The organism is Vibrio sp. 1288 (assembly GCF_033344475.1).
Map to the genome: position 1 here is coordinate 21047 of NZ_JAWPOX010000028.1, position 23668 is coordinate 44714.

Consider the following 23668-nt stretch of genomic DNA (forward strand, 5'->3'; position numbering starts at 1 on the left):
GCTATAGATTTAGCGTTGGTGCAACTGCGGCAGCGACTTGAGCATCGGTTGCATCGATCGGTAACGTAAACGAGCGATATTGGTCACCAGCCAAGCTGAGCGAACGGTCAATCTCTGCCAAACAATGCATGACCTGCCCTTCCAGAATAAAAGAGAGCTCAATTTCTTTTGATGAGATAAAGCCGTTGTTACGGAACTCTAGCTCTTGATAAATACCAGAGCGAGAGGCAAACGAGCCACCGCGCAAAAAGCCTTTTTCAACATCGGCTTTAACCATAGTGAAGCCAGCTTGCTCGATCGCTTGAATAACCCGAGATGCTACTGGTAGTGGTTTCACTTCAATATAATCACGGTCACGCGGGTCAATCGCAAAATCAATATCTAACGTCGTCTCGACCCAAACATGACATTGATTCTTAAGTGCGCTAACCGCAGTAATTGGCGTTTCATCATGCAATTTTAGCTCAAACGGAACCTGCTTTTCTTCATTAGGTCGAATCACAAAAGGGTCAACTGCTTTCAATTGATCAATAGTGAAGGTTTGGTAACTTACGCTATCATCCACTTCGACTTTCATTTCCGTGTTCAATTTAATCGTAATAGCATCAATTTGTTGTTCGACGTCTCCGCCTTTGATATGAACATGCCCTTTCAGCGTCGCTCCTTGAAACACGCTCATTTCGTCCAAAATGGTATCTACTTTTGCAGAGCCGATCCCCAGTGATGCTTTCAATTTTTTAAACATACTTTTCCTTTTTTAGCGATTTTTCTTCTAATAATCGTTTGTTTACACAATTGTTTTCTGCTGTGCAAGCAATAGACCACAAGAAAATGTTTGAATTCAATCATCAATCCAAATAATGCTCAGCAGCAAGAGTCATTCAGCTCTGCAATAGGATTGCTCGGTCACTAAGCGGTACATTCGTCGAGAAATGTTTGCAATTTGTACCTAAATTAAGCAGTATTTGTATAGTCAAATAAAGGGAGATCATTATGTCTGCACCACTCTACATTCAAATTAAACAATTTATCCTGGATAAAATTGATGCTGGAGAGTGGGTAGTTGGTCATCGCATCGCCACCGAGATTGAGCTTACCGAGCAATTTGGTGTCAGTAGAATGACAGTGAACAAAGCAATTCGGGATTTAGTAAATGAGGGCCGATTACAACGTCGCCCACGCTTAGGCACGTTCGTGTGTGATCCTGGTGAAAAGTCAGAATCTCCCCTGCTAGACATTCGAAACATTGCCGAAGAAGTCAGCGATAGAGGGCGAAAGTATGGCAGTAAAGTGCTCAAACAGGTTGCCATAAAAGCAGATGACAACATTGCGACAAAACTCGGCGTTATGCTAGGCACGACAGTGTTTTACAGTGAAATTATTCACTATGAAGACCAAACGCCGATTCAATTGGAGCTCCGCTGGGTGAATAGCCAATATGCCCCGAGTTATTTAAATCAAGACTTCACACAAATCACTCCAAATCAATACCTGTCAGATAATTGCCCACTCAGCGCGATAGAACATACTGTAGAGGCAATTGTGCCTGAAAGCCGTATTAAGCAAGACTTAAAAATGCAAGCCAATGAACCTTGCCTTCTCTTGAATCGCAGAACGTGGAGCCAAGATAAGTTAGTCAGTACCGCCCTACTTTATCACCCTGGTAACAAATATAAGCTGAGCTCAAAAGTGCTCATTTAAGGACAAGATTTATCCTCTAGATCTACGTTTTGATCACATTTTAGCAACATCAATCTTGTCAGTGTTCTTATTTTGCTCTATTTATTTGTATATACATTTAATGATACAAATAAACACAGGGACACAAACATGGATTTGCTGATTGAAAACGCACGTCTAGTTACCATGCAATCGGGAGAATGCGGATACCTTCCAACGCCTCCAGCGCGCATTGGTATTAAATCTGGAAAAATCGTTGCGATCAGTACTTGTGCCATTGGTGAAGACGCACCGCAAACCGAGTCTCTGCTGTCTGCCCAACATTACGCTCAGAGTATCGACCTTCAAGGCAAGTTAGTTCTGCCAGGTTTGATCGACTGCCACACTCATCTTATTTACGCGGGCAATCGTGCCAACGAATTTGAAATGCGCTTAAGCGGCGTGCCATATCAAGAAATTTCCAAACAAGGCGGTGGGATACTTTCAACGGTGCATGCGACGCGTTCAGCAACCGAAGCGCAGTTAGTTGAGTTAGCGTTGCCACGTTTAGACGGGCTACTCGCGAGCGGCGTCACTTCTGTCGAAGTGAAATCAGGCTACGGATTGACACTGAATGATGAAGTAAAAATGCTCCGTGCAGCCAAAATGCTTGAACAAGAGCGCAAAGTTAAAATCACGACTACACTTCTCGCCGCTCACGCCATTCCGCCAGAGTTCCAAGGTCGTGCAGATGATTATATTGAGCACATTTGTCAGGACATAATCCCTGTTGTCGCAAAGGAAGAATTAGCTACGAGTGTCGATGTTTTTTGTGAATCGATTGGTTTCAATCTTGAACAAACAGAAAAAGTGTTTGTAGCTGCAAAACGCCACGGCTTAAAGGTTAAAGGGCATACTGAGCAACTTTCTAATCTCGGTGGTACAGCCCTCACTGCGCAATACAACGGTCTGTCAGCGGATCACATCGAGTTTTTAGATGAGCAAGGTGTTAAAGCACTTGCTCGATCAAACACCGTCGCCACTCTATTGCCTGGCGCTTTTTATTTTCTAAGAGAAACTCAGTTACCACCGATTGAGTTGTTGAGAGAGCATAACGTGCCGATGGCAATTGCTACGGACGTCAACCCAGGTACATCACCATTTTCTGATCTCACACTCATGCTGAATATGGCGTGCACGCTATTTCGCCTTACACCGCAAGAAGCACTGCGTGGTGTAACGCAACATGCAGCCAAAGCTCTGGGTTATCAAAACTCACGTGGCGAAATCAAAGTAGGGTTTGATGCGGACTTCTCTATATGGGATATCGAAAGCCCTGCGGATTTAAGCTATCAAGTCGGAGCAAAACGTCTGGTAGGTCGTATAGTAAATGGTGAATACATTTCACACGGAGGCCAATAATATGTCTCAATTCGACCTACACTCTCCCCTATTTCATTGGCAAGGCCGTCATGATGCCGAGGACGGCAAGCTTGGTCAGCGAATTCATCACGTTGTTCAACGCCAAAAAGCAGATGAGTTGAGTGCCGTTGCGCATGGCGTCTCATTACTCGGTTTTGCTACCGACGCTGGCGTTGCGAGAAACAAAGGACGCATTGGCGCGAAAAAAGCGCCAGACTTAATCCGACGAGCACTCGCTAATTTAGCATGGCACCAAGACGCCCCACTATATGACTTAGGTACTGTGGTGTGTGAAGACGACTTACTGGAAGAGAGCCAAGCTCTATGTGCAGCAACCATTTCAAGCGCACTGCCCCATACGCCAGTCATCGTGCTGGGTGGTGGGCATGAGATTGCGTGGGCCTCGTTTTCCGGCTTAGCGGAATATTTTAAAGCGCACCATCCAGAGAAGAAGCCTAAAATCGGCATTATCAATTTCGATGCGCATTTCGATTTGCGCGCATTCGAGAGTAACCTCGCCGACATAAGACCGAGCTCTGGTACACCCTTCAACCAAATTCACCATTTTTGTCAACGTAACGATTGGGACTTTCATTACGCTTGTATTGGTGTAAGCCGCAGTAGCAACACTAAAGCGCTATTTGAAAAAGCAGATGCGTTAAATGTTTGGTATGTAGAGGACAATCAGCTCTGCTACTTAAACCACAGTTATCACTTAACTCAGCTTCAGCATTTTATTGACGACTGTGACTACCTCTATTTGACTATTGATCTGGATGTATTCCCTGCTGCAACCGCACCTGGAGTCAGCGCACCAGCAGCTCGGGGAGTGAGTTACGACACAATTGCCCCCTTTTTAGATCGAATTCTTCATTACAAAAATAAGTTAATGCTGGCTGATATCGCCGAATACAACCCAAATTATGACGTCGATAGTCAAACAGCACGATTAGCTGCCCGTTTGTGTTGGGATATCGCCAACGCAATGGCGGAAAAACAGCACAAACCATAATGCATCCCAGATGCCACTGATTATTACGACCAAGCAAGTACTTGGTCATCACGAGAAACTAAAGGAGTCTGAAATGACACAGCGCCAGGGACAAGATCCACGACTTGATACAAGCAGAACAATTCGTGCACCTCACGGAGATAAACTGCGCGCAAAATCTTGGCTAACCGAAGCCCCTCTTCGTATGCTGATGAACAACCTTGATCCTGATGTTGCAGAACATCCACATTCACTGGTTGTATATGGCGGCATTGGCCGAGCAGCGCGAAACTGGGAATGTTACGACAAGATTGTTGAAGTACTTGAAAGACTCGAAGATGACCAAACGCTTTTAGTTCAATCAGGCAAGCCTGTTGGTGTTTTCCCTACTCATAAAAATGCCCCACGCGTGCTTATCGCAAACTCAAACCTTGTTCCGCATTGGGCAAACTGGGAACACTTCAACGATCTCGATAAACAAGGCTTGATGATGTACGGCCAAATGACCGCTGGCAGCTGGATATACATTGGCTCGCAAGGTATCGTACAAGGCACATACGAAACGTTCGTATCTGTTGCAAAAAAACACTTTGACGGTGACGCAAATGGCCGTTGGATTCTAACAGGTGGTCTTGGTGGCATGGGTGGTGCTCAACCTCTCGCTGGTACAATGGCGGGCTTCTCCATGATTGCAGTAGAGTGTGATGAATCACGTATCGATTACCGCCTACGTACAGGCTATGTCGATAAGAAAGCGACTTCTTTAGATGAAGCGCTAGCTATCATTAAAGAGTCAGACACACCAGTATCGGTTGGTCTACTAGGTAATGCAGCAGACGTTTTCTCTGAGCTGGTAGAACGTAATATCACGCCTGATGTCGTAACAGACCAAACGTCTGCACACGACCCGCTCAATGGCTATTTACCACAAGGCTGGAGCATGTCTCACGCAGCAGAAATGCGTTTGCAAGATGAAGCAATGGTCGTAAAAGCAGCGAAAAAATCCATGGCTGTGCAAGTTCAAGCGATGTTAGAGCTGCAAAATCGCGGCGCCGCAACACTCGACTACGGTAACAACATCCGCCAGATGGCCTTGGAAGAAGGCGTAGAAAACGCATTCGATTTTCCTGGCTTCGTTCCAGCCTACATTCGTCCTCTATTCTGTGAAGGTATCGGTCCTTTCCGTTGGGCTGCTCTCTCTGGCGATCCTGAGGACATTTATAAAACCGACCAAAAAGTAAAAGAGCTAATTCCAGATAATCCGCACTTACATAACTGGCTAGATATGGCTCGCGAACGCATCCAGTTCCAAGGTTTACCTGCGCGTATTTGCTGGGTTGGTCTTAAAGATCGTGAGCGTCTTGGTCAAGCATTCAACGAAATGGTGAAAAATGGCGAACTTAAAGCGCCCGTTGTCATTGGTCGAGATCACTTAGATTCTGGCTCTGTAGCAAGCCCGAACCGTGAAACCGAAGGTATGATGGACGGTTCTGACGCCGTATCAGACTGGCCATTATTAAACGCGCTACTCAACACGGCGGGCGGCGCAACTTGGGTTTCACTGCACCACGGTGGTGGCGTAGGAATGGGTTTCTCGCAACACTCAGGTATGGTTATCTGCTGTGACGGCAGCGAAGATGCCTCACAACGTATTGCCCGCGTGTTGCATAACGACCCAGCAACTGGTGTCATGCGTCATGCTGATGCGGGATACGATATCGCTAAACAATGTGCAGCAGAGCAAGGGCTAGATTTGCCAATGCTCAACGAAGAACTGAAGAAGCTCAAGTAAGGATGAAAGAGATGTTAAATTTAACGCTAAAGCCAGGTCATATTAGCTTAAACGAACTACGCCAAGTGAGCCGTTCACCAGTCAACCTTACTTTGGATCCTGAAGCCATTCCGGCCATTGAAGAAAGCACACAGGTCGTAGACCGAGTCATCGCGGAAGATAGAACGGTTTACGGAATTAACACTGGTTTTGGGCTATTGGCTAACACACGAATAGCACCAGAAGATTTAGAAACACTGCAACGCAGTATCGTTCTTTCTCATGCGGCAGGTATCGGTGAGTTTATGTCAGATGAAACGGTTCGTCTGATGATGGTATTAAAAATCAATAGTCTGTCTCGTGGCTTTTCTGGGATTCGCCTAAAAGTCATTAATATGCTGACCGACCTAGTCAACGCACAAGTTTACCCTTGTGTACCTAAAAAGGGCTCTGTTGGCGCATCAGGTGACTTAGCTCCTCTAGCCCATATGAGCACTGTATTACTGGGAGAAGGACAAGCTCGCCACAACGGTAAAATCATTTCCGGGCAAGAAGCATTAAAAATCGCAGGTCTAGAGCCTATCACTCTGGCGCCAAAAGAAGGCTTAGCGCTACTAAATGGGACTCAGGCATCCACAGCGTTCGCATTGGAAGGCCTGTTTATCGCGGAAGACCTTTTCGCGTCAGCAACCGTTTGTGGTGCAATGTCTGTTGAAGCCGCTCTCGGCAGCCGACGTCCATTCGATCCGCGCATTCACCGTGTACGTGGTCATCGCAGCCAAATGGACGCAGCACTCGCATACCGTCATTTGTTAGACACATCGAGTGAAATAGGTGATTCGCACACTAACTGTGAAAAAGTACAAGACCCGTATTCTTTGCGCTGTCAGCCTCAAGTGATGGGCGCGTGTTTACAGCAAATCCGCAATGCGGCGGAAGTATTACAAGTAGAAGCGAACTCCGTATCAGATAATCCGTTGGTGTTTGCTGAAGATGGTGACATCATCTCTGGCGGTAACTTCCACGCGGAGCCTGTTGCAATGGCAGCCGACAACCTAGCACTTGCGATTGCCGAGATCGGCAGCTTGTCTGAACGTCGTATGGCATTACTTATCGATAGCGCGCTATCAAAACTGCCACCGTTCTTAGTCGACAATGGTGGTGTGAACTCTGGTTTCATGATCGCTCAAGTGACCTCTGCTGCGTTAGCAAGTGAAAACAAAACGCTCGCTCACCCAGCGTCAGTAGACAGCTTGCCAACATCTGCAAACCAAGAAGATCACGTGTCAATGGCAACATTCGCGGCTCGCAGATTGAAAGAAATGGGCGAAAACACTCGCGGTATTCTGGCGGTAGAATACCTCTCAGCAGCACAAGGCCTAGACTTTAGAGCACCAAACAAGTCCTCTGAGCGTATTGAGATTGCGAAACAAATGTTGCGTGAAAAAGTATCGTTCTACGATAAAGATCGCTACTTTGCTCCAGACATTGAACAGGCAAATACTCTGCTTAAGCTGGCTATCCACAACACGCTCATGCCAGAGAGCTTGTTACCAAGTGTTCAATAACCAAGCATAACTGGCATTTCATCGAATAAACAGATAATGACTTGAAGGCTCTACGTTCAGCGTGGAGCCTTTTTACATACGATTAAACATGTTGATGGCACTATTTATGAACGCCTGTCTACTTTGATGGCTATACTTTAAAAGATAGGCGAGCGAAAAGGTCGTTGTTTATTGTTTTCACAAATAAAAGCGTTGCTAAAGTATGCGTTTTTAACGGTTTATCCGCCGAAATAGTGTCTTATTGTTAGGATACGGTGAAGTTTTCACTGGATGGACCATTGCTACGCAGATATTCGCATATAATCCCACACAGTTTTGGTTACTACGTAAAAATTATGTTTCTAACACCTTATTTTTCAAACACTAATCACCAGTTTCAGTTCACTCGCGAACAAGCAAGCCACTTTGCAAAACGTGTCGCAGGTGACTACAACCCAATTCATGATGAAGACAACAAACGCTTTTGTGTCCCTGGAGATTTACTTTTCGCTGTGCTTCTTAGTAAAGAAGGCGTTAGCCAAAAGATGCGTTTTAACTTCTCTGGCATGGTAAACGATGGTGTAGCACTTCATATTGAAAATAAGTGTGACAAAGAAAGCGCTGTTGTTGACGAGGCAGGTAAAGAATACTTACACATGTCCCGTGAAGGTGAAACTAACCACGATCCGGCATTTATTGAGCATGTAGTGACAAATTACGTGCAATTTTCTGGTATGAACTTCCCTCACATCATGGTTCCTCTTATGGAAGAGAAGCAAATGATGATTAACTGCCAGCGTCCATTAGTTATTTATGAAAGCATGGAAGTCGAATTTTCACGCTTAGACCTTACGCATCCAGAGGTGGATTTCACTGGCGCAACATTCGACGTAGAAGGAAAACGAGGTGTAGTCACCTTAAACTTTGCGTTTAAAGAAGACGGTGAAGTCGTTGGTAAAGGTATTAAGCGCATGGTTGCAAGTGGCTTGAAGCCATATGACCAAGAAGCGGTTGACGACCTTGTACGCCGCTTTAATGAACGTAAGGATGCATTCCTAGCAAAGTTCGTTAAGGCAGCCTAGTCGACTGCCCTATCAGAAGCGCACAAAAAACTTGTTTACTAAAAGAAAGCCCAACGTCGACCGTTGGGCTTTCTTTTTATGTCTCATCCAAACAAAACTAAACGCAATGCTTAGAGCCAACGACGAACATGATTTTTATAATCCACATACTCCTCACCAAACAATCGCTCTAGAACGCGTTCCTCAGGCTTGATTTGAAACCGATTCATATAACTGACAAATATCACGCCACAAAGCACCACACTCAAGTGCTGCCACCACAAACCAGTTGCTATGATTAGGAGCAGTAATGCCGTGTACATAGGGTTGCGTGAAAAGGCAAACACACCAGTTCTTACAACAGAAGATGCCGCTTCAGGTTTTACTGGGTTTACTGTGGTTTTTACTTTGCGAAATTCATACACACCAGCAATGCCCATGTAACCAGACAACAAAGTTAATACACCTACTACAAATTCAACAAAGGGTACTCGAATGTTCATGCTCGGCGTCAAAACTTTAAGTCCATACATCAAAAGTATGACTAACAAAAACACCACAACAGGTGGGACTTTGAGTTCAAGTTTTCTCAAGATTCATATCCTTTGAAATTGTTGTATGTGGCTTCTAAAAAAGCCCAGTAAAACTGGGCTTAATTTGATGTGATTATATCAAAGTTAACAGCGCCTGAACGGGATGCTTGGGCTTCGTTCCTTCAAAGCGTTTAACTTGGCTGCGGCAAGAATAGCCTGTAATCAAACATCTCTCGTTATCCAACTTATCTAAGCTTGGCTTCCAGCTTAAATTGTAAATATCTTTCGACATCGACAACTTATCAACCTCATGACCAAACGTACCCGCCATACCACAACAACCAACAGGTACCGTATTCAAAACTGCACCAAAGTGAGCAAAAATAGCGCCCCACTCTTTTTCCGCATTCGGCATTTTGGTTTTTTCAGTACAGTGCGCAAACAGATACCAAGGTTCCTGCGCCTTATGCTCTCCGCTTTCAAATGCTTCTAGTCTTGGGTAAAGCCATTCGTGGGCTGTTAGTACATCGAAATTACCTCGCTTACTGCCAAGCACTTCAGCGTATTCATCTCGATAACACAGCACCAATGCAGGGTCGACACCAACTAATGGGATATCCAAATCCGCTACCATCGCCAAGAACTTCGCTGTGTCGGCTGCTGTGTCCTTAAACTGACGTAAAAACCCTTTAATGTGTTGTGCTTTACCATTCGGCTTAAACGGCAGAAGTACCGGATGCATACCCAGCTTTTTCAATAACTTAACGAAGTCTTCAACGACATCAGCGTCGTAGTAGCTAGTGAATGGGTCTTGAACAATTAAAACATGCTTGCTCTTTTCAGACGAAGACAAACCACTGAGCGCTTGCAGATCATAAGGCGTTGTCAGCGACTCTACTCGTTGTTTCAAGGTGGGTACTGATAACAACGGCGCATCGACATACCCGACCGTAGATGCCGTTAAACTTTTCACCCACGACTGCTTCAAAACACCATTTACGACACCTGGCGCTTTCGCCATCATCGGCAGCATAGTCTCAATGTTTGCAACCAGATAGTCTTTTGCAGGACGTTGGTAACGAGAGTGATAGATGTTTAAAAAGCGCGAGCGAAAGCTCGGAACATCGACTTTAATCGGACACTGGCTCGCACATGCTTTACACGCCAAACAACCATTCATCGCTTCATACACTTCGTGAGAGAAGTCATACTCGTGACGACGATTGATAGAATGACGTACGCGGTCAATCATGGTTTTGATTGATGTTTTGTTTTCTAGTGTTTGCTTTTCTAAGTCAAGAATATCAATGCCTTGCTCAGTAAGCTGACGCAACCACTCGCGAACCAAACCCGCACGACCTTTTGGTGAATGACGACGATCGGCTGTTACTTTCATCGATGGACACATTGGCGAGCTGGTATCGTAGTTAAAACACAAACCGTTACCGTTACATTCCATCGCTTGTTTAAAGCTGTCACGTACTTGAACGTCAATCTGACGGTCATAGTAACCACGTTTGGTATCGGTAACTTTGACAAGCTCTGCATCACTATCCAGCGGTGTACAGATTTTGCCCGGGTTCATTTTGTTGTGTGGATCGAATGCCGCTTTCACACGTCTCAGTTCAGTAAACAACTCGTCGCCGAAAAACTCAGGGCCATATTCTGAACGGAAACCTTTGCCGTGTTCACCCCACATCAAACCGCCGTATTTCGCCACCAGCTTGACCACTTCATCAGAAACTTCGTGCATCAATGCTTCTTGGTGCGGGTCACACAAATCCAACGCAGGACGTACGTGAAGCACCCCAGCATCGACGTGACCAAACATGCCGTAATTCAGAGACTTGCTGTCTAACAGTTCTCGAAACTCCACAATGAAGTCCGCCAGGTTTTCTGGTGGCACACAAGTATCTTCAGCGAATGCGACCGGTTTAGCACGACCTTTTGCTGCGCCTAACAAACCCACCGCTTTTTTACGCATGTTGTAAATACGCCCAATGCTCGCTACATCGTTACAAACTTGGTAGCCGATAATGCCCGCTTCTTCTGTTTCCAACATGGTATCGAGCTTGGCGGTCAACGCTGCAACCTGAGCAGCAACTTCCTCTTCGTCCTGACCTGCGTATTCCACCATATTGATGCCAAGCATCTCTTTATTTGGAACATCGGTAAGTAAATCGCTCACGGTGTGCCAAACGATATCTTGCTTCGCGAGATTAAGCACTTTTGAGTCAACGGTTTCTACAGACAGCGCTTTCGCCTCTACCATAAACGGTGCATTACGCATTGCAGAATCAAAGCTGTTGTATTTAACGTTAACCAACGTACGCGCTTTCGGAATTGGCGTCAGGTTCAGCTTTGCTTCGGTAATAAATGCCAATGAACCTTCCGCGCCGCAAAGTACTCGTGTGATATCGAAACGGTCACCGTCTTCATTCAAGGCATTTTTTAAATCGTAGCCCGTTAAAAATCGGTTAAGAGGAGGAAACTTATCTACGATCTGCTGGCGTTTTTCACGACATACGGATTCCGTTACACGTAGCGCCTTGGCAGCAAACTCGCCTTCTTTTGGGTAACCATGGGACAAGTCCGACTCTAAAATTGAACCATCAGCAAACACCGCTTGTAGCGACAAAACATGATCGGATGTTTTTCCGTATTTCAGAGAACCTTGACCAGAAGCATCGGTGTTGACCATGCCGCCAATCGTTGCACGGTTACTGGTAGATAAGTCTGGAGAGAAGAAGTAGCCATAAGGGCGAACAGCGTCATTTAACTGGTCTTTCACTACACCAGTTTGTACACGAACCCAGCCTTCTTTCTCATTAATCTCAAGCACTTTGTTCATGTGGCGAGACATATCCACCACAATACCTTTGGTTAGCGACTGACCATTGGTCCCTGTGCCGCCACCACGAGGTGAAAAGGTAATTCGTTCGTACTTTTCTTTATTGCTCAGTTTCCCGAGGAGAGAAACATCTTCTGTCGTTTTGGGATGAACGACAGACTGAGGAAGTTGCTGGTAAACACTGTTGTCAGTGGCAACCGCTAGTCGGCTTGAATATTGGCTTTCGATATCACCAGTGAATCCGGCGTGCTCAAGCTCTTTCAGAAAACTAAGAACAAGAGGATCGACATCAGTTTGCGAGTGTAATCTTGGTAACATTTGCTTCCTGCCCCTACGACGCTGATCCGATCAGCTGCGGGTTGTGTAATTATTTGCTCACTTCTCATACAAATTGGCGCTAAGCGAAAAAACACCACAAAAGAGTTAGTGAAGTAATACTCTTTGAATTTCGTCACTTTACAACATTTAAAAAGACGAGCAAATCAGAATCTCGATACAATAATTAAACTTATGCTTTATTTTTTCACGCTTGATGCCTACATTGGGGAACGAATCGCGTTTCTAGATGAGTTTTCAGAATGAAAAAAAATAAAATTGTGACCACTGAAGATATCCTTCTCAAACTTTGCCAGTCTGTTTCTGGCGTACTTACTTCGGCGACATCTTCTCAAGTAAATTATTCAGCAATGGTGCAAAAAATCCACAAGACTAGCCTCAAGCCAGATTTTGGCTGTTTTGTTCTGTTTGATGGCGGGTTTACCGGGCTGGTCGTAATTAACTTTACGGCAAAAGCCGCATTAGAGATCTACACCAACTACATGCGTAATATGGGTATGCCAGAAGAAGAACTGGCAATATCTCATACTTCTGACGAGGTGGGAGATGTTCTGGGTGAGCTAATGAACCAACTGGTTGGAGATTTCACCAATAAAATTCGTAAAGACCTGCAAACGAACATCACACAAAACCAACCAAAAATGCTGGCGCTGAATAAGCAAGTTATCTTACAAGTTGATACCAACCTTGACCGCCCTCAAGCGCGCAGAGTGACGTTCTCCACCGAAAACAACAATATTTTCTATCTCGAACTAGCAATGGATAAAACTGAGTTCATCCAACTGGAAGAGTTTGAAGTTGCTGAAGACGAAAACCCAGACGACATTTTAGAGGCAACACGTAAACAGTTGGCTGAGAAAGAATCTAAATCGTCGGGATCAAACGATGATGCCGATGACTTGCTCAACCAGCTCGGGTTGTAATTCTAACGAATCTTAATGAAGAATGGCTTCTTAGACACAAGTACGACTTCATACTGATTACGACGAACTAAAACGCCAGCCTCGCTTAATGCGAGGCTTCTTTTTATGTGCTGAAATTAGCTTCAGTCCCACCTTGTATTTCGTTTTTATGTCAAAAAAGGTAATATGTCTGACTTCATAAATTTTCTGCTTTCGTTACTGGTTGTCGATGGATAAACAAAAAGCTCTGAAAAAAATCGCCAAGTGCTTAGAACTGGGCAATTCCGCTAATGTTAATGAGGCTGCCAATGCTATCAAAATGGCACATCGCCTCATGCTTAAATATGGTCTCGATAAAGACGATATTGAGTTCATCAGAATGGGAAAAACACAATCTTCTCATTTGCTACCAGCGAACATCAGTTCTACCATATTGCGAGTGATTCGCGGCATTAACACAAAATTCGGTGTCGAAGCAGTATTGTTGAATCACAAAGGGCTCAAACGTGTCGAATTTATCGGTGAAGCAGATCGCGCTATTTTTGCTGCATTTGCTTTCGATATTGTTTATCGCGAGATGAACGAAAGTACCGGACAATTCCGAAACAGCTTTGCTGGCACCGGCACCTCTTCTCAGGAAGTGACTCGCCGTGTGAACTCATTTGTATCTGGCTGGGTGGAAGGCGCGATTGAAAAATTGCCAATTATTTCTCCAGATGAAGAGTCGGCCAATAAAATTAATGACTATATTGATAAAGAATTCCAAAACATTGACCGCGAAACGTTCAAGAAGCAATTGAAAGAAGCGATGAAAAACCTAACTGAAGACTACGAAGTGGGCTTAAAGAAAGGTAGAAAGGTTTCAGTTAACCGTGGAGTGGGCGGCGAACAAGCACGCAAAATGTTGGGCGATTCATCGAAATAGCCAGGATAGTAAAGGATTCACATAAGCAGCAATGACTTCGATGTCTATGGGGCTTACTTTGAGAGCTTTGGCAGTATTGATAGGAATTTTCTTACAGAAACTCTTATCAATCTTACTTTCTCATAACAAATATTAATGCTTGTTTATTCATAATTCGCATCCCATTATGAGGCATGGTTTCGCCTCAGTTTTATACGGAGATTTTCCCTTGAAAAAGATGCCTATTGCACTAGCTCTAGTGCTAGCTCTTACTGGCTGTCAAGCCACTCAACGCCAAAATGCAACAACGGGTGAATACGAAACTAACTCCACCACGCAAGGCGCGCTTATTGGTGCGATCGCTGGCGCAGCAATCGGCCTAGCAACGGGTGATGATGCTAAAGAACGTCGTCAGCATGCACTCATTGGTGCAGCCGCAGGCGGAGCGACTGGCGCTGGCGTTGGTTACTACTTTGACCAACAAGAAGCGGAATTACGTCGCGCTTTGCTAAACTCTGGCGTACAAGTTCAGCGTGTTGGTGAAAATCAGCTTTTACTGCGTATGGAAAACGGTATCGGCTTCTCTTCAAGCTCTTACCAGCTTGATGCTAGTATCCATAATACTCTACGCGGTGTTGCTCGCATCCTAGTTGAGTACCCAGATACCAGTCTCGTTATTGACGGTTACACGGATAGCACAGGTAGTGAGTCATATAACCAAACGTTGTCAGAGCGCCGTGCAGAGTCCGTACGTCAATTCCTAGTATCTCAAAACGTTGCACCTGGTCGTGCAATTGCACGCGGCTACGGCGAACGTAACCCAATTTGCTCAAACCAAACTTCTGAAGGTCGTGCGTGCAACCGTCGTGTTGAAATCCAGATCTTGCCACTGAAGTAATTTGGTTGCACCATAACGGTAATAATAAAAAATTACCGGAGCAGGCCTAACCATTATCGTTAGGCCTGACATATTAATGTCTGTCAAAACGTCTGCCCTACTCTGCTTATTTAGCCTCAGCTTTTCTGGCTACTCACTTGCCTCTCAAGCTCCAAATGACCCCATCGAACAATACGAGTACGCACAACAATTATTGGCATCAAACGAAGCTGAAGCCTCACCAGAAACGCGCTACTGGCTAGAGCAATCCGCCAACCAAGGTTACCTCCCTGCACAAAAACAGCTCGCGAACGACTTTGCTAAAGGGATAAATGGCGAAAAAAATGAAACACAAGCGTTATATTGGCTAACCTCTATCGCACTCAATGACCCAACCGATCGTGGCTTTCTTCTCGCCGATTTTATTCAGCGCAATCCAGATAAGGTCACAACTTCTCAATTGACTGAAGCCTTGTATCAAATGGCTTCTCAGCATAATCCAGCAGCAGAACAAGCTTATAATCAACTGTTAGAGCTGCGCTTCAACCAACTGCGAGCTAAACAAGTCTCGCAAATAAAGTCGCTCGATAAAAAGGCTGAGCAAGCACAGGAAGAGAAAAGCACAGTTGCAAACCCCAAAGTAGAACACTCGCCGTTTTTATGGCTGATCTGGCTAGCGGCGATACTCATCATCAGCGGCTTAAGTTTTCTCGTAATCAAGAAACTTAAGCAGAATAGAAAAGCGCTTGAAGCCAAAGAGGAAAGCCAAAATCAACGAATGGCGAAAAAAATAAAAGAGCTAGAGTTTACGAACAAGCAACTGAAACGCCAGCTAGAGAAAGTATTCAAAGAATTTAAGAAATCCAAAACCCAGGCAGAGAACCATAAGCTAAGCGTCGCGTGTGCTATGTTTGGCTACACACCACAACACATCCCTGATTTACAAGCAATCAAGCTACGCTATAGACAGCTATCAAAGCTTTATCATCCTGACACAAGAGGCAGTGAAGAAGAAATGAAGCGACTCAATCATGCCTTTAAGCTCGTCTCACAAAATGTTACAAAACAGTAAAAATAGGTCAGGATACTTTGGCTAGCATGCTTTTAGACCTATATAATCAAGCGCCGCAATCGATCTCCCTCTCAAACAAATTAACAGACATTTAACTTAAGTCGCGCTTTTATGCCATAATGCCCGGCGCAAAATAACACCTAACGACTCAAATTAATCTAGGTGGGGAGAAAATCAATGTTCACTGAAGAAGGCACCTGTGATTGGTGTAAAAAACCTAGTCTTGTAACTCGTCACGATTATTTAGATGGCAAGCACCACTACTCATGTAAAGCTTGTTACGATATGGCGAAAATCGACGTGCGCCTATTTAACCAAGGCGAATTGCAAATGCGCGAACGTTTGCAACGAGCGAGCTAAGCAAGACGGAATCAATGGAACTGATTTTCAAAAGCGCCTTTTATAAGGCGCTTTTTTGATCGCCCAAGCCTATTTCCAATCTCTATCTCGTATTCCCTCCTATCCTACATAGCATGTCGCATCGGTTATCAGCCCTCTTCCACTGTATACAAACCACTGTCCGTGAAAAACACCTGTATATACAGTAGTAAACCCCTGTATGTCTCTCGTCCAACTTTCTACTCACCTCACATTTTTAAATTGATGTTATACATATCAAAAATGAAAAACAACCACATAAATTCAATCACTTAGAATCAAATCCTTTTATTTCCTTCTCAAAAAACCGCAAATAACTTTTGAGAAACTGGTTGATCAGGTCACCAAAACAAACTACTGTATACACATACAGCATGTATAAAGGAACAGTAAGATGCAGTTACAAAGTCAATCTCATACATACTCTCGTTACAACGTATTGGCACAAGCAACTAAGCCCATGGCCGTTTCGGATCAGCTTCTATCTAAGCTGGCTGTTTTATCGCAGCAGAAACAATGGATTTTGTTTACAGCAGACTGCCCTCGTCCAGACTTTGAACAACTCACTGCTTCTAATATTTGCTGTAAAAACGTTATTCAAATGAAGCCCTCTCAACAGCTTTCAGAAGTCGAGATCGTGATAAAAGCCATCCGCTCAGGCAATGCCAGTGCTGTTGTCGCATCCAATAAAATTGCACTTATGAATCAATCTATGTTGCGCGACATGGCGCAGCGCTATCAGTGTGAAGTCTTTTTCGTCGAAGGCAGAGTTAATAAGTACCACTAATAAGTTCGACGTTATCCATCCTGCATCTCGCCTCCTTTTTAAGGGGGCTTTTTTAGTATTAAAGAAAACAGGCAAACGTTTGCTTTTTCTCTGGCGAGTTAAAATAGTTCTGGTATGATGCCCACATTCGATTTATTCAGCGCCCACATTTTGCTGAATATCTTCTCTTTCTGACGTTTGATTAAGATGATAGGAATGTCGCAATGAGCCTTGCTAATCAAGTACTTGCCGTCAATGACGACCTGCCAATTCGCACCCATAAACCCGTTCATAGTGGAAAAGTTCGTTCAGTTTACTGGTTAACTGAAGAAGACAGCGCCCGACTGATCAAAGAAAAAGGATACAATGTCGCTCCAGATGCGCCTTTGGCTATCATGGTGATTAGCGACCGAATCTCTGCATTCGATTGTATTTGGCATGCTGAAGGTGGTCTTAATGGTGTCCCGGGTAAAGGGGCTGCGCTTAATGCGATTTCTAATCACTGGTTCAAACTGTTCAAAGAAAATGGCTTAGCAGATAGCCATATTCTAGACATTCCTCACCCTTTTGTTTGGATTGTACAAAAAGCCAAACCGGTAAAAATCGAAGCCATCTGCCGCAAATACATCACGGGTTCGATGTGGCGCGCTTACGCAAATGGCGAGCGCGAGTTTTGTGGAATCCAACTTCCTGAAGGGTTAGAAAAAGACAAAGCACTGCCAGAGTTGCTAATGACCCCATCCACAAAAGGCATTCTAAAAGGCATTCCCGGTGTGCCAGAAGCGGATGACGTGAATATTACTCGTCAAAACATCGTAGACAACTACGAAGCATTTAACTTCTCAAGCGCTGACGATATCGCACTCTACGAAAAATTGCTGAAAGAAGGCTTTAACGTTATCAGCCAAGCGTTAGAAGAAATAGACCAAATCTTTGTCGATACCAAATTCGAATTTGGTTATGTTCATGATGCTGCTGGCAATGAAAAGCTGATTTACATGGATGAAGTGGGTACACCAGACTCGTCTCGTATATGGGATGCTAAAGAGTACCAAGCAGGTCACATCGTAGAGAACTCAAAAGAAGGTTTCCGCCAGTTCCTACTTAACCACTTCCCTGACCCAGATATCTTGCTAAACAAAGAACGTATGCCTGAGCGCGAAGCTCTCGCTCGTGATAATGCTTTACCCGTCGAATCTTTGATGGCGATTTCGAGCACCTACATTGGTATTGCCGAGAAGATTACAGGCAAGCCGATTCATTTGAGTGAGAATCCGAAAGCGGAAATCATCGAAGTTCTGAGCAAAGAATACGGATTGATTGACTAGCACTGTCGCTAGATTGCTAAACGCTTTCCAATAAAAAGTCCGCACTAGCTTGCGGACTTTTTTCGTATTAGGCTCAGTTTAGCCGATATTTAACGTAGTGCCATCTGTTGTAGAGGCTGACTTGGTCGTCACCTGATATGTTTTGTCTTTAATCGTTGATACGAAATACCAGGTCGACTCTGCCTTGCCGGGCGTAAAAGTAACGCGCATAAAGCCACGCTGTTTGATGTCTGCCCACTGTAATTCTGACACTAAGTGCGGCAGCGTGTATTCCATTTGAGCGATCGCGACAGGGTCTAACGCGAGGTAGGCCTCTAACCCAGGGGAACTCACAGAGCTAGTCGCAAACTCTACCCCGATAGGATGCTTAGATATGTCTTTAAGCTCACTTGCCCATGCGTTGTGCGTATCTCCTGCCAAGCAGACAAAGTTACCACTGCTGGCTTTGGCCAGTTGATAAACTTTCTCTCGCTCAACGTAGTAACCATCCCATGCATCTAGGTTATACGGGAGAGAAATGGTATCTGAACTTGGGTCAGAGAGGTAACCCGTAATCGCAGAGTTTACTGCTAATAACGCCTCTGTTTTTTGTTCTTCAGTGGCAGTAAACAATTGAAACATCGTGGCCATAACCGAACTTGGCAACTCCATACGAGACATTAACACTTGTTGCCCTAGCACATTCCAAGTTGCGTCGTGCGTACTGAACGCATCCATCAGCCAAGCGAGTTGGTCACCGCCTAACAGCTCTCGGTCTTGACTGCGCGACTGAGCAACTAAACCGCCAATCGCTTCCATCGTTGGTGAGCTGAGCGAGAAATAATCCAACGGTTTATCACGCCCCACAAGTCGCGTGTCGAGCATCATCAAATTGACTAAACTTCCAAACGAAAACTGACGGTAAATCAGCATGTTTGAGAAAGTGTTTTCACGAACGGGCAACCATTCTGTCCACGCGGCAGCCGCAGCTGCACGACGATCATTAAAGCTGCCTTCCTCTTCTTGATGGTTTTCCGCACCATTTTTCCAACTATCATTTGCAAGCTCATGGTCATCCCAGACTGCAATCATTGGTAGGCTCGCATGTAACGCTTGCAGATCAGCATCTTGGCGATATTGCGCATACCGTTTTCGGTAATCATCTAAGGTAATGCATTCAGTGCCTTTGCTTGGCTCTCGCCCTAGTGCCTCAGCATCTTCACTAGCGTAGCCACCAGCCCCATACTCATAAATGTAATCACCGAGATGAAGTACCACATCAAACGGTTCTTGCTCATGTTGATTTAAGATCTCTCGATACACATGGAAATAACCAGCAGGATAGTTTGCACAAGAAACAACGGCCATGGATGCCTTTTCTACACCACCCTCTGGTAATGTTTGAGTTTGCCCGACTTCGCTAGTGACATCTCCAACCATGAATCGATAGTAATAGTGAGAATTTGCGTTGAGGTTTTGAACATCAACTTTTACCGTAAAATCTCGGCTCGTATCTGTAGCGAAAGTGCCACTTTGCACGATATCAGTAAAATTTTCATTAGAAGAAACTTGCCAGCTTACATCTGCGTAGCTTGCTGAGGTCGTAACTCGAGTCCAAATGATTACTTGTGTTTGAGTAGGATCTCCACTCGCCACTCCGTGCTCAAAGGTAACCGCAGCAGATTCACTAGCATCGCTACCACAGCCCACCAGCCCGGTAACAATCGCCGTTGAAGAGGCAGCTTTCATAAAGTCTCGACGAGACAAAGACATATTGACTTCCTTTCTTATTGTGTTTGTTTTTATGCCCAAATGACGTGGTGACTCGATCATCCTTGTATGCCAATAAGGGACGTTAATTCGAACTTACAGTACCAACCACTTAGTCGGTAATTTGTCCTAAAAACACAAAGTTAGAAGCTAGTTATGACAATTGCATTTCCAAACGTTACATTTTTGTTAATTTAAGTGCAAATACTCTATATTCATCACATTTCCTAAGACCTGCGACAAAAACCTCAAAATAAAAAGCGACCTACTTTGAGGTCGCTTTTCATTGCACTATTGTTAAGTGGTACATCGATGAAGTGGAAATGTTCAGCCTAAAACTTGATGTTAAGGACATCTTGTTCTGACGTATCCACCTTCAACTGACTGCGAGATTCTATGTACTCGATTTGCTGAACATCGAGCGAATATGGCATAACGACTCGCAATTCATTGATCCCTTCATGTTTAGCTAGCTGGGTTAAGCGGACCAAATTGGATTCATCACTTTTACGAGAAGACATCGATTTTAATGCGGCATCCCACAACCGATCTTCAGGCTTGCTCAATTCCGCAATGTTCTGTTTCCACATCAAACCGAAAATAGGCGCGATGGTGGCAAATGCCTCTAAAAAGGTCCATTTCTTACTACCTGTCGCTCCTAAAAAGCTAGTGTAGTCGAATTCAATGCACGTCTTTCCTTGTTGATCCATTCTATGCCCCCGACACTCGAAAATGAGATATACCAAATATCGTTCAACTGTTTTGATATAGCAATGGGATATAAAACATTCGTCTTTTATGCCCTAATTTACATACAAAAGGAAATATTAAAACCAGCTTTGTAACAACTGATGTACAGCTTCGCCATATATAAGCATTCAATTGATTAATATTTCAATTAAGAAACTAAAAACAACACACAAGTAACGCTATCAATATGAAATAATTATAGATTCACCAAGAAAATATCAATTCTTGTCACAACGTCATCCGCCGACCTACTTCACATCAATCACTCGACTGGCCTTTTTATACTGTATCTTCCAACCAGCCCAGCGTGGCAGCTCCCAACGCTTCGGGTCTCCCTTACGGTTTCCCTCTCGATAAACGACCTGTACCAGCTTGCGAGACGCGTAATACTCAACATCCAGTTGGAGTTCTGGCAGCGAAAGTTCTAAAGGGTACTGCTCCGTGAAATCGTCGTATTCCCATTCTGGAACACCGTTAAATGTTAAGTCTTCCGGTTCAAATAACGCCATATCATCGACATTTTCAACGCCTAATGTTTCCAACTGATCCTTTAACCAGCTAGAAAATGTCAAGGAGGCCAAGTCGTTAACCTCTTCTCCTTCGACATTAAGGCCCAATGCGTTGTAGAGTTTCCAGTGTTGGATTTGTTGTTTTCTTTGAGAAGCAAAACCTGGTAACAGTGTCTCGTCTTCTATCATTTCGACAATAGACTGAACAGCAACATCACCTTGTAACGCTTGGTGTTCAGAACAGACTGTTCGCCCGGCGTAGACCAAATGCATTGTTGCTCTTGGCGTCTCTTCTTCATAATTCGTCTCACCTTGTCGCCACTCCCCAAATTCAAGTTCGCGTAATAACGTCAGCGGGATAGGCATCATAACCGATGCGAGGTTTAGTGTTTGCTTAACGCCTCGTCCTGGCACGCTATGGCTATCTAGCACGATGGCCGCTTCTTCTTTATCAGGAAAGCGGCTGTTACGCCCAACCAGCATCTCGACTACGCCATTTCCTAGAGCATCTCTTCGACGAGCTCGTCGGACAAACACAAGCTCAGGGTGCAATGAGGCGATGGAGAAAAAGAGCGCTTCACGTTTATATCGAGAGGCAACGTCAAGTTCCGGTAATTCAAATACTTCTCGCATTTGTTTCGCTAAACCTTGCGCCTCTTCGAGTGCGCTGGCATCAATGACAATGCCCGGAAGTCGCTCCCCCCGAACCAAACGGATAAGCAAAGAGGCATCACACCCGTATGGCTCCTCTTGAGATAGAAGCTCAGCAACTTCACCACTTTGTCGCTGATAGAGCTGCGCAGGCACAGATAAGGCGGCAGCCAAATCAATCATTGCTTCCTTCTCTGGCTTCGCTTGAATTCTGGTAACGAGATCGGCAAACAGTGCATCAATGGGTAGTGGATATACTTTTCTCCCATGCTGCGTGACATTGCCATCCTCATCAATCGCTTCCATAGATAACAACGTCGAATGAGATGCCTCTAGCGACTTTGGGGGAATTGAGTCGAGAAAATCGAGTGTTGAGAGACGGTACCCACAACAAGCCGCTGCCAGCATGGGCTCGACGAGCTCTTCTCTGTGTAATTCTGGAGGTGTCACCAACTCTAAAGGCGCGTGCTCACCATATAGACGAATACAAGCCCCTTCGGTAACGCGACCTGCTCGCCCCATTCGCTGCGCGGCACTGGCCTTAGAAATGTTGGTTAATGTCAGTGCTGTACGTCCATTTCGTTGTACAGTTCTGCGCTCTAAACCACTATCGATTACCACACGGATATTAGGAATGGTCAGAGAGGTTTCCGCGACGTTGGTTGCCAATACGACTTTCCGTTGCTTTTGTACCGTCAGCGCACGATGTCGTTCTTCATCACTGACCGAGGCATGAAGTTTAACCACCATGACATCACTGCTGCTTTGTAGCATCTGCGCGCATTGGGCGATCTCTTTACGTCCTGGGAGAAAAACAAGAATATCGCCATCTTCATCTTCCAGTGCTTCTTTTACCGCTCCGACAACTTCCTGTTCACATCCCTTTTTGTTCGGTAAATAGCGGCTGTCTGTGGAACGATGTGTCACCGTGACTGGAAAGCAACGTCCTTCCGAACGCAGACGCTTAGCATCCAGGTAACGCGCTAGCTTTTCGCCTTCTAAGGTAGCGGAAGTGACGATCAATCGATGTTGATTTTCTTGCTTCAAAATGGCGGTTAATAGATCAATATCCCAGCGTCGCTCGTGAAATTCGTCCACTATCACGACATCAAAGTCTGCTAGCTTGTTTTCCGAAAACCAACGCAGTGCAACCCCCGGAGTCACAAATACAACTTCGGTTTTTTCATCAAAGTAGGCATGAAGCTTGATCGCGTAACCGACTTTGCGACCTATTGGCTCTCCAGATTGCTCCGCAAGAAATTCAGCCAGCGAGGTACAAGCAATTCGACGTGGTTCAATAACCAGAACGCGTCCGTGTTTTGCCGCCCACATGGGCAAGCGGGTAGATTTACCCGACCCGGTTTCGGCTTCCACCACAAGATGGTTAAGGCTTACATGATGGTCAAACTCAGCTTGCAGGCTGTCGATAGGTAGTTGAAACATAGAAATTGGATTTGATTTGATGATGCAAAACATTATACCCAAGTAAAAAAATCCTGCTTTAGGTATCTCTAAACAACCAATATTGCCGATATTTTCGTCGGTATCTGAATTTTTTTGCGACATTACATTGATGTGCATCAACGCATGTTTACAACTAAATAGTGAACC

General features: G+C 44.8%; 19 protein-coding genes. 13 read left to right on the top strand and 6 right to left on the bottom strand.

What is annotated here, in order from left to right:
• Position 1: 1 nt before the first annotated feature.
• Entirely contained in the window at positions 2-745 is a 744-nt protein-coding gene (locus R8O11_RS18265) for a sporulation protein (protein WP_258478734.1), read from the bottom strand.
• Positions 746-993: 248 nt separating this feature from the next.
• Between R8O11_RS18265 and hutC the strand changes: the two genes are divergently transcribed.
• The 6 genes from hutC (at position 994) to R8O11_RS18295 (ending at position 8472) form a co-directional block, all read left to right on the top strand.
• A complete protein-coding gene (gene hutC / locus R8O11_RS18270; RefSeq protein WP_258478736.1) occupies positions 994-1701 on the top strand; it encodes a histidine utilization repressor in 708 nt (235 codons plus the stop codon).
• 129 nt (positions 1702-1830) lie between these two features.
• Entirely contained in the window at positions 1831-3081 is a 1251-nt protein-coding gene (gene hutI / locus R8O11_RS18275; protein WP_318194333.1) for an imidazolonepropionase, read from the top strand.
• Position 3082: 1 nt separating this feature from the next.
• Complete coding sequence (gene hutG / locus R8O11_RS18280; RefSeq protein WP_033905138.1) at positions 3083-4093, top strand: formimidoylglutamase; 1011 nt, start codon at positions 3083-3085, stop codon at positions 4091-4093.
• Positions 4094-4166: 73 nt separating this feature from the next.
• Entirely contained in the window at positions 4167-5864 is a 1698-nt protein-coding gene (gene hutU / locus R8O11_RS18285) for a urocanate hydratase (RefSeq protein ID WP_318194334.1), read from the top strand.
• Between the two features lie 11 nt (positions 5865-5875).
• The gene (gene hutH / locus R8O11_RS18290) at positions 5876-7411 is read left to right on the top strand and encodes a histidine ammonia-lyase (RefSeq protein ID WP_017821814.1); all 1536 of its coding nucleotides are present in this window, start codon (positions 5876-5878) and stop codon (positions 7409-7411) included.
• 335 nt (positions 7412-7746) lie between these two features.
• A complete protein-coding gene (locus R8O11_RS18295; protein ID WP_017821813.1) occupies positions 7747-8472 on the top strand; it encodes a DUF3581 domain-containing protein in 726 nt (241 codons plus the stop codon).
• Positions 8473-8582: 110 nt separating this feature from the next.
• On the opposite strand, the gene R8O11_RS18300 is transcribed toward R8O11_RS18295, so the two are convergent.
• Both R8O11_RS18300 and R8O11_RS18305 read right to left on the bottom strand, forming a co-directional pair.
• Positions 8583-9044: a methyltransferase family protein gene (locus R8O11_RS18300; RefSeq protein ID WP_005377951.1), complete on the bottom strand. Its 462-nt coding sequence runs from the start codon at positions 9042-9044 to the stop codon at positions 8583-8585.
• 73 nt (positions 9045-9117) lie between these two features.
• Entirely contained in the window at positions 9118-12153 is a 3036-nt protein-coding gene (locus R8O11_RS18305; RefSeq protein ID WP_318194335.1) for an FAD-binding and (Fe-S)-binding domain-containing protein, read from the bottom strand.
• A gap of 260 nt (positions 12154-12413) precedes the next feature.
• Between R8O11_RS18305 and R8O11_RS18310 the strand changes: the two genes are divergently transcribed.
• The 7 genes from R8O11_RS18310 to R8O11_RS18340 all read left to right on the top strand — a co-directional run bounded on the left by R8O11_RS18310 (position 12414) and on the right by R8O11_RS18340 (position 18398).
• Positions 12414-13094: a DUF3334 family protein gene (locus tag R8O11_RS18310; protein ID WP_005388843.1), complete on the top strand. Its 681-nt coding sequence runs from the start codon at positions 12414-12416 to the stop codon at positions 13092-13094.
• 208 nt (positions 13095-13302) lie between these two features.
• Complete coding sequence (locus R8O11_RS18315) at positions 13303-13998, top strand: DUF2786 domain-containing protein (protein ID WP_005377954.1); 696 nt, start codon at positions 13303-13305, stop codon at positions 13996-13998.
• Between the two features lie 217 nt (positions 13999-14215).
• Positions 14216-14875, top strand: a complete 660-nt coding sequence (locus R8O11_RS18320) for an OmpA family protein (protein ID WP_005377956.1) — start codon at positions 14216-14218, stop codon at positions 14873-14875.
• Between the two features lie 76 nt (positions 14876-14951).
• On the top strand, positions 14952-15926 hold the full coding sequence (locus R8O11_RS18325) for a J domain-containing protein (protein ID WP_262584464.1): 975 nt from the start codon (positions 14952-14954) through the stop codon (positions 15924-15926).
• Positions 15927-16103: 177 nt separating this feature from the next.
• Complete coding sequence (locus tag R8O11_RS18330; RefSeq protein WP_005377960.1) at positions 16104-16286, top strand: hypothetical protein; 183 nt, start codon at positions 16104-16106, stop codon at positions 16284-16286.
• A gap of 412 nt (positions 16287-16698) precedes the next feature.
• Entirely contained in the window at positions 16699-17091 is a 393-nt protein-coding gene (locus R8O11_RS18335) for a SulA-like leucine-rich domain-containing protein (protein ID WP_005377962.1), read from the top strand.
• Positions 17092-17294: 203 nt separating this feature from the next.
• Positions 17295-18398, top strand: coding sequence for a phosphoribosylaminoimidazolesuccinocarboxamide synthase (locus tag R8O11_RS18340; RefSeq protein WP_033905133.1), 1104 nt, complete (start codon positions 17295-17297; stop codon positions 18396-18398).
• A 78-nt stretch (positions 18399-18476) separates the two neighbouring features.
• Here R8O11_RS18340 and R8O11_RS18345 read toward each other — a convergent pair whose 3' ends face one another.
• From R8O11_RS18345 to R8O11_RS18355, 3 genes are all read right to left on the bottom strand, one after another.
• Complete coding sequence (locus R8O11_RS18345) at positions 18477-20150, bottom strand: alkaline phosphatase D family protein (protein WP_318194336.1); 1674 nt, start codon at positions 20148-20150, stop codon at positions 18477-18479.
• Positions 20151-20479: 329 nt separating this feature from the next.
• Positions 20480-20857 carry a hypothetical protein gene (locus R8O11_RS18350; protein ID WP_005377965.1) on the bottom strand — a complete coding sequence of 126 codons (378 nt, stop codon included), beginning with the start codon at positions 20855-20857 and terminating at the stop codon, positions 20480-20482.
• A gap of 288 nt (positions 20858-21145) precedes the next feature.
• Entirely contained in the window at positions 21146-23500 is a 2355-nt protein-coding gene (locus R8O11_RS18355; protein ID WP_206949103.1) for a helicase-related protein, read from the bottom strand.
• Positions 23501-23668: the final 168 nt, after the last annotated feature.